6 protein-coding genes and 2 pseudogenes are annotated in these 7,508 nt (G+C 38.4%); 4 read left to right on the top strand and 4 right to left on the bottom strand.

The genetic code is table 11. The features are described from left to right. Positions 1-315: 315 nt before the first annotated feature. Both JCM9140_RS08885 and JCM9140_RS23135 read left to right on the top strand, forming a co-directional pair. Positions 316-963 carry a DsbA family oxidoreductase gene (locus JCM9140_RS08885; protein WP_081727638.1) on the top strand — a complete coding sequence of 216 codons (648 nt, stop codon included), beginning with the start codon at positions 316-318 and terminating at the stop codon, positions 961-963. Between the two features lie 207 nt (positions 964-1,170). Continuing rightward, a complete protein-coding gene (locus JCM9140_RS23135; protein ID WP_081727639.1) occupies positions 1,171-1,257 on the top strand; it encodes a YjcZ family sporulation protein in 87 nt (28 codons plus the stop codon). Between the two features lie 36 nt (positions 1,258-1,293). Here JCM9140_RS23135 and JCM9140_RS08890 read toward each other — a convergent pair. The 3 genes and pseudogenes from JCM9140_RS08890 to JCM9140_RS23690 all read right to left on the bottom strand — a co-directional run bounded on the left by JCM9140_RS08890 (position 1,294) and on the right by JCM9140_RS23690 (position 4,801). Continuing rightward, positions 1,294-2,765, bottom strand: a pseudogene (locus tag JCM9140_RS08890) (nicotinate phosphoribosyltransferase). A gap of 126 nt (positions 2,766-2,891) precedes the next feature. Then, positions 2,892-4,490, bottom strand: coding sequence for an amidohydrolase (locus tag JCM9140_RS08895; protein WP_034745103.1), 1,599 nt, complete (start codon positions 4,488-4,490; stop codon positions 2,892-2,894). A gap of 167 nt (positions 4,491-4,657) precedes the next feature. Further along, positions 4,658-4,801, bottom strand: coding sequence for a hypothetical protein (locus tag JCM9140_RS23690; RefSeq protein ID WP_156314840.1), 144 nt, complete (start codon positions 4,799-4,801; stop codon positions 4,658-4,660). Between the two features lie 141 nt (positions 4,802-4,942). Between JCM9140_RS23690 and JCM9140_RS08900 the strand changes: the two genes are divergently transcribed. Together JCM9140_RS08900 and JCM9140_RS08905 are read left to right on the top strand one after the other, a co-directional pair. Then, positions 4,943-5,647, top strand: coding sequence for a glycosyltransferase family 2 protein (locus JCM9140_RS08900; protein WP_052002158.1), 705 nt, complete (start codon positions 4,943-4,945; stop codon positions 5,645-5,647). 206 nt (positions 5,648-5,853) lie between these two features. Further along, entirely contained in the window at positions 5,854-6,948 is a 1,095-nt protein-coding gene (locus tag JCM9140_RS08905) for a tetratricopeptide repeat-containing glycosyltransferase family 2 protein (RefSeq protein ID WP_034745105.1), read from the top strand. Positions 6,949-6,975: 27 nt separating this feature from the next. Here the strand turns inward: JCM9140_RS08905 and JCM9140_RS08910 are convergent. Next, positions 6,976-7,508: pseudogene (locus tag JCM9140_RS08910) on the bottom strand (hypothetical protein); the annotation flags it as partial.

Genomic DNA, 7,508 nt, shown 5'->3' on the forward strand with positions numbered 1-7,508 from the left:
TAACCACCTGAATGATCATATCCTAATATGAGGGGTTCCTAAATTTTTATTTGAATGAGGTGGACCAATGTACGGGTACCAATATGGTCGTAAAAAAGGCATTGTAGTGGCTTTAGTCGTCGTATTTTTTGTTATTGGCATGATCACGTTTGCCGCAACAAATTAAACAGTTGTGCCGATGTCTTCATGTTTCAAGTGCAAATGATTAGTCAAATCCCTCCTTGCTAGCTATACTAATGAAGAACTAAATTACTTGGAGGGATCTTCATGTTACACATTGAAATGTGGACAGACTTCGCTTGACCATTTTGCTATATTGGCAAAAAGCGTCTGGAAGACGCGATTCAAAAACTATCTTACCCTGTAAAAGTTGATTATCGATGCTTTGAATTAGATCCAACGATGGAGCGCGATGTTAGCTATTCAATTTATGAAAAATTAGCTTCTAAATATGGCATGAGCATAGAACAAGCAAAAGCAAACTGCGACAACATGGAGAAAATGGCGCAAGAAGTTGGACTAGACTTCCGTTTTGATTTACAAAAATTAACGAACACCTTTGATGCTCACCGACTCGTGATGTATGCAAAAACACAAGGGTTGATGCATGAAATGACTGAACGAATTTTGCGTGCGTACTACACGGAAGGAAAACACATCGGTGATCATGCTACGTTAATTACGCTTGCTGATGACGTTGGACTCGATTCAAATGCGACTGAAGCAATGCTTGCTAGCACTGATTTTAGCGATACTGTCCGTCAAGATGAAAAGCAAGCTGACCAATACAACATTCGCAGCATCCCTTTTTTCTTAGTTAATAAAAAATATGGAATTTCCGGAGCGCAGCCAACTGAAGCCTTTGTGCAATCGTTGGAACAAATTATTGAGCAAGATGGACTACGCGTTACTCAACCAGGCATCAGTTGTGATGAGGATGGCTGTGACATTCCTGAAAAATAATATTTCACTAAAAAGTCTGTGTAAAAACACAGACTTTTTTTGTTGTTCATGGAAGAACAAAATAGAAAGAATGAATATTTATTCGCCGGTAATCCCCTTTTACTAGCCATCTGCCCAATTTAACAAAAGTCAGGACACCTGCCCATCCGACTGCGACCTCGTTACATACACTACTCTTGTAGCTACTCAAAAAAGGAGGAATTCTTCATGAGTCACGTTACAGGAAATAGCTTCGCGTTAATCGTCGTGTTATTTATCCTACTAGTTATAGTAGGTTCCGCGTATGTCCTTTAATGTTAAATAAGGCAAGGAGCTTTGCTCCTTGCCTTTCTACATTTGTCCTTTGACTTCAGCTTTAATGTTCTTAATAATGGTCATTTTGTTATCCCAGCATTTTTCACTTAAATCAACTGGGTATTCTTCTGGGTTTAATGTTCGCTTGTATTCTTCCCATAGGACATCTAAATTGTTTGAGACAAAATTTTTAATCTCGAAAATATCAGGACTTTCATAAATGAGCTCACCATCAACAAAAATGTCGGTTAGTAGTTCTTTCGCTTCAAACTCGCTAACAAACTTGCTAATAAACGTATGAGTCGGATGAAACATTTTTAGTCTCTCTTCGCTTTGTGGATCTTCATCCTTTAAAGCAATGTAATCCCCTTCTGATTTTCCCTCTTTATTGATAATTCGATAAACACGTTTTTCTCCTGGTGTTGTCACTTTTTCTGGATTTGAAGAAATTTTAATCGTATCAACATATTGCCTTGATCATCTTCTATTGCAACAATTTTATATACGGCACCTAGTGCTGGTTGATCGAAAGCTGTAATCAGCTTCGTCCCAATGCCCCACACATCAATTTTAGCTCCTTGCGCTTTCAAACTTAAAATCGTCTCTTCATCTAAATCACTTGAAGCAACAATTTGCGTTGAATGAAATCCCGCCTCATCAAGCATTTGTCTCGTTTTCTTTGACAAATAAGCCATATCTCCACCATCTAGTCGAACACCTGCAAATGTAACTTGCCCTTCGAATTCTTTTGCTACCTTAATCGCTGCAGGAACTCCCGAACGTAGCACATCATATGTATCAACTAAAGGGATAAACACTTTCTTTTCACGTCTTACACAACTCTCCGCATATTTTTTCATCGCTAGATAATCGCTTTTGTACACTTGAATCATCGAATGTGCATGTGTACCAGCTACCGGAATACCAAACATCTTCCCTGCACGTACATTACTTGTCGCATCAAATCCAGCAATAAACGCTGCTCTGGTACCCCAGATCGCCGCATCCATTTCTTGAGCTCGACGTGAACCAAATTCTAATGCCTTTTCTTCCCCTAATACTTGCTTAATTCGTGACGCTTTTGTCGCAATCAATGTTTGATAGTTCACAATGTTTAACAAAGCCGTTTCAATTAACTGCGCCTCAGCTAATGTCGACTCCACTTGAAGAATCGGCTCATTGTCAAACACCAACTCTCCTTCTTTCATCGAGCGAATCGTACCAGTAAATTGGATCGTTTTTAAATAAGTTAAAAACTCTTCCTCATAGCCAACAGCTTCCCGTAAATATTCAATATCACTTTCTGAAAAAGAAAAGCCTTTTATATATTCAATGATTTTCTCTAATCCAGCAAACACGCCGTAGCCATTTCCAAACGGCATTTTCCGAAAGTACAATTCAAATACCGCTTTCCTGTTATGTATGTCATCATGCCAGTACGTCTCTGTCATATTGATTTGATAAGCGTCCGTATGCAGAGCTAAGCTGTCATCGTTGTAACTCTTCATAATTTAACCCTCCTGCTCGCAGTCTCTTTCTATAAGTATCACCTTAATGATCATTTTCTAAAAAGTAAAGTGTTCCTTTTCAACACACGTCTGATTTTTCACTTTGTCATTCTGATTACCTTCATGCTAGTTCATTCTTTTATAAACCAGACTTCCACCTAAATAGGTTTGTTCGACACAAATTTGATCGATGTTTTCTCGTTCTATTTCTAAAAGATCCTGATCTAAAACGATAAAATCAGCATAATATCCTACAGCAAGTTGACCAACTTTCGGTATGCGAGTGATTTGCTGAGCTTCTCGAGTATAGAGAGTTATGGCTGTCTCGACATCAATTCGTTGATTTTCTCCTGTATCTGTTCCATCATAGGCAGTACGTGTAACAGCCGCCTTCATGCCAACAAAAGGATTCGCCGGATCAGCCCAAGCTGTTGCCGGGGCATCCGAGGAAAACGCAACTAAAACACCAGCTTCTAACATCGATTGCACAGGGTATGATCTTTTTGTTCGCTCTGTTCCAAGATTAGCAAGATAACTTTCTATTTCTGCAAAAAGAAAAATGGGTTGGGTTACAAATGCTATTCCTGCTTTAGCAGCACGTTTTATTGCTTCATCCGTTGGCAAAGAAGCATGTTCAATACGAATTGACGGGCCGTTGGTCAACCAGCTTTCATATTCAGAAAATGTGTCTAGTATAAAATCGATTGCATGCTCTCCCATTGCATGGATAACCAATTGAATATGATTTTGCTTTGCTGCCCTCGCAGCCGCCCATAGTTCTTCCTCTGACGTCATTTGAATTCCATACACATTACTCTCATGAAAAGGGGCCTTCACCCAAGCTGTTTGTCCAGAGATGCTTCCATCAGTAAAAACTTTTACTCCCCCAACATGGATTGGCTCGTTTGAATCGATTTTTTCACTCGGCAGCGTCTGCTCCTTTTTTACATCTTCCCACAGATAGTAGAGTACTACTCTTTGTTTGAGCCCTTTTTCACGAGCTTTCTCGTACAATTTATAATAATCAATCGGCTCTGTTCGCCCCATTAAATCGGTTATGGCTGTAATACCATGGGAAAGAAGTTTCGGGCTTAACTCAGCGATCGTTTGGGCGTTATCTTCTAGTGATTCTAATGGCATAACATTGAGTACCAAGTACCTTGCATTTTCTCGTAGGATTCCAGTTGGCTCTCCGTTTTGATCACGATCAATTTCCCCTCCAACAGGGTCAGGCGTTGTTGCATCAATTCCAGCTAGTTGAAGCGCTTTGCTATTTACCGAAACAATATGAAGACATGTCCGTGTCACAACAATCGGAAGATCCGTTGATGCCTTGTCTAAGTCATATCGATTAGGGGCACGTCCTTCTTTTAACTTGCCTTCATCATATCCCCAGCACTCGATCCACGAGTCGGACTCTTGAAATCGCTGTTTCTTAATTTCCCTTAGTAACTCTTCAATAGAGTAAACAAGTGGTGGCGTACATGCAATTTGCTTTGCAGCATTTGCTAATAATAACGGATGCATATGTGCATCAATAATTCCTGGGAGAACACGTTTCCCATTAAGGTCCACAAAATCCTCACCCGTTCCATCTAACTCTTCACTTTCACCAATCCAAATGATTTCTCCTTCCCGAATCACCATCGCACTTGCGTATGGCTGGTTTGGATTTGATGTAAATATCTTTCCATTCCTAAAGATCCTATCACCTTTTTTCAGCATGAAATACTAGTCCCTTTCTTCTATAATTTGATCGCTTTTGTATATATTGTAAGTGGATTACGAAAAACATTTTGTCTTTTCTGATTTTAACAGTTTTTCATTTTTTTGTTGGCAAAAAAATAACAGCTGACAAATGAGAATTTGTCAGCTGTTAAAATGAATTTTTTTTATACATCGGAAGAGTCATCATAGTCATAACGAAAGCCGTCTTTCTGTGCAGGAATCGTCTTCTCTGCTTCTTTTGAAGTAGGCTCGTTTATCTCATCTTGTGAGATTGTTTCCATTGTTTGTCGTTTTTGATCCTTTTTCACTTACCACCCCTCCTTTCCATGTAGTGTTCTTTGAAAATGAATCATTATTCCTTTTTTTACTGGTCAACTTCCTTTCTCTAAAGGCACTGAATAGAATATGTTGAATATAACCACATTTAACCATCATATCTGGAGGTTGCTATGATATCAGTCATTACGAGTACGATCCGAGAATCGTTTATGGACAATGTATTTTCTAATTTCCGTAACCAGCTTTATGAACAGAAAGAATTGATTGTAATTCTTAATAAAGATGAAATGGACATAGACCTTTGGCAAACGAAATGTCTTCAGGATTCCAATATCAAAGTATTTCATCTACCCGAGCATCAGACTTTAGGAGAGTGCTTGAACTTCGGAATTCAACAAGCAAACGGAGACTATATTGCAAAGTTCGATGATGATGATTTCTACTCTCCTTATTACTTACAGGAAGCCAAAGACACATGTGAAAGAGTCAATGTACCCGTAGTTGGAAAAACGTCCTTTCTCACCTATTTACACGCAGACAAAAATTTAATTGAAGTTTTCCCAAAGTCAGAAAATATGTACACCAGATGGATCGCCGGAGGAACGATTTTCTTTAAAAAAGAGGTATCTAATCTAGTTACTTTTCCAAGCGTGAATCAAGGTGAGGACACTGGATTTATTACATCATGTATTGAAAATGGATTTCCAGTTTTTTCAGCGAGCAAGTATCACTATGTTCTTAATAGGTTTCAAGAAAATCACCAACATACGTGGAAATTAGATAATAGTGAATTTTTCTATGCTAAAGGCGATATTATTGCAGCAAACGAAAGTTATGAACGTTCCCTGATTCTTGCCGAAAACCGTTCTATATAAAAATCATCATAAAAAAACCTGTAAAATTGTTGTTAATGGCCAAAGGCGCTTTCCTGTTCCTCTTGAAATTAAAACAAGATGCATATGACACAACTCCTAAATTGGTCTTCATCACTTACACAATCAGCGCTCATGGCCGCTTGCATTATTTAAAATGTAAACAGCTTTCCTGTACTCATTAATACGATGAAAAAGGAGGTGACGAAATGGGCAAAACTAATCCCATTACAATCAGTTTATGTATGATTGTAAAAGACGAGGAGAATGCTTTGGGTCAATGTTTACAATCTGTTGCACACATTGTTGATGAAATCATCATCGTTGATACAGGATCAATCGATCGAACAAAGGAAATAGCGAAAGAATTTACGAATTGTATTTATGATTTTGAATGGATTAACAACTTTTCTGCAGCAAGAAACTATGCCTTTTCTAAAGCAACAAAAGAATATGTTCTATGGCTTGATGCTGACGATATCATAACTGAAGAAAACCAGAAAAAGCTTCTCACGTTAAAAAATACACTTAACAAGGAGATTGATGCTGTTACAATGGACTATCATCTAACATTCGATGCTGATGGTAATCCTGAATTTAGTACGAGAAGAAACAGACTAGTCAAAAGAGAGAAGCAATTTAAATGGCACGGGATCGTCCATGAATACTTAGAGGTATTCGGCAATATTAAAAAATCTGATATTGCTATTACGCATAAAAAAGAAAAAGAGCATAGTGATCGTAATATTCGTATTTATGAACAAGCTCTGAAAGCTGGAGAGACATTTTCCCCTCGTGATCAGTATTATTATGCGAATGAATGTTTAGATCATGGAGAATATGAAAACGCCATAAAATGGTATCAGAAATTTTTAAAAGGAAAAAAGGGGTGGAGTGAAGACAAAATAGTGGCATGTGGTAAATTAGCTGATTGCTATGTTCATCAAAAAAACTGGGCTAATGCTATAAGTTCCTGTATTAATGCCTTTCATTACGATGGCCCGCGCGGAGAAATCTGCTGTCGACTCGGCTACATTTATCTTCAGAAGAATGATGTGCGGCGAGCTATTTCCTGGTATAAAGTTGCTACTTCTGTTCCAATACCACAACAAAGTCCTTTTGTGAATCATTCCTGTTATACTTGGTTGCCACACCTTCAGCTTTGTGTCTGCTATCACCGTCTTGGTGAAGTGAAAGAAGCTGAAAAACATAATGAGATTGCTGCTACGTTTGCTCCAAATAATTCGATGGTGAAACATAACCTCAAATATTTTCAATCTTTGAAACAAGAAGATGGTCAATAGCTTCAACTATTGACCATTTTCTTGTTCTTAAATTTCGTCATTACCTATTTGAACAATTGTTAACGCAGAACCGTTTACCGGAGCTCCAGCGATATTGTCAAAAACATGAACGGTTTGACCGCTTATATTTCTTAGTTCAAGTATTCCACCTGCAGGAATAGATAAAATAGCTTCCCCTGTTACTTGCAGTCTAGTATTCGCAGCTGCTGGTATATTTTGAAGCCTAACTTGTGTTCCAAATCGACTTGCATCTACTCTTACTCCATTAAGGTATAATGCAAACGCTCCTAATACGTCTTGAGTTTGCGGGGTATTATTAAAGATCACACTATAGTTAACAAGATAATCTCCCTCATTTACAACTTCAATCGACGTAAACACTCCAGGCGTATGAACAAAGTCACCTTCCGTACATACCCCTTCTGTATTAAATGGAACTGGACTTCCTGGTGGAACGTTCGTAGTTATACCTGTAAAATACACATTACAATAACGTTGTGGTCTTCCTGGTCCTGTTGGTCCTTCTGGTCCTGTTGGCCCTTCTGGTCCCGTTGGTCCTT

The organism is Halalkalibacter wakoensis JCM 9140, from assembly GCF_000513095.1.
Classification (GTDB): Bacteria; Bacillota; Bacilli; order Bacillales; family Bacillaceae_D; genus Halalkalibacter; species Halalkalibacter wakoensis.

What these genes read in the sequence shown, in the direction of transcription:
- JCM9140_RS08900 (WP_052002158.1), top strand. Translation starts at nt 4,943, where the DNA reads ATGATATCAGTCATTACGAGTACGATCCGAGAATCGTTTATGGACAAT.
- JCM9140_RS08895 (WP_034745103.1), bottom strand. Translation starts at nt 4,490, where the DNA reads ATGCTGAAAAAAGGTGATAGGATCTTTAGGAATGGAAAGATATTTACA.
- JCM9140_RS08905 (WP_034745105.1), top strand. Translation starts at nt 5,854, where the DNA reads ATGGGCAAAACTAATCCCATTACAATCAGTTTATGTATGATTGTAAAA.
- JCM9140_RS23135 (WP_081727639.1), top strand. Translation starts at nt 1,171, where the DNA reads ATGAGTCACGTTACAGGAAATAGCTTCGCGTTAATCGTCGTGTTATTT.